The sequence below is a fragment of the Bradyrhizobium sp. Kon56 genome (genome assembly GCF_055807635.1).
Genome location: NZ_JBVVOU010000528.1, coordinates 1 through 252 on the forward strand (window position 1 = coordinate 1; position 252 = coordinate 252).

The window sequence follows — 252 nt, forward strand, 5'->3', positions numbered from 1 at the left end:
GAAGGCTGAGCGGGCGCCGAAGCCACGGGAGGAAATCTGCAGGTCCTGCGCGTAGTTCTGACGGTTCTGCACCACCAGGCCGGGCACGCCGCGACCAGACCTTCGCCAAACTCAACCTCGAACCGGATGACGACAGCAAACTGGCGCTGATCTACAGCAGCCTGGAGCAGAATGGCACGCAGGATCCGCTCGGCCAGACCTGGGCGGCGTACAAGGCTGACCCACGTTCGGTGAGCACCAACGCGCTGACCT

The 252-nt window shown here is 64.3% G+C and carries 1 protein-coding gene; it reads left to right on the forward strand.

Translation table 11 applies throughout. The features are described 5' to 3' along the window. Nucleotides 1–252: hypothetical protein (locus tag AC0L3B_RS39925; RefSeq protein ID WP_473383435.1), on the forward strand; the 252-nt coding region annotated here is incomplete at both ends.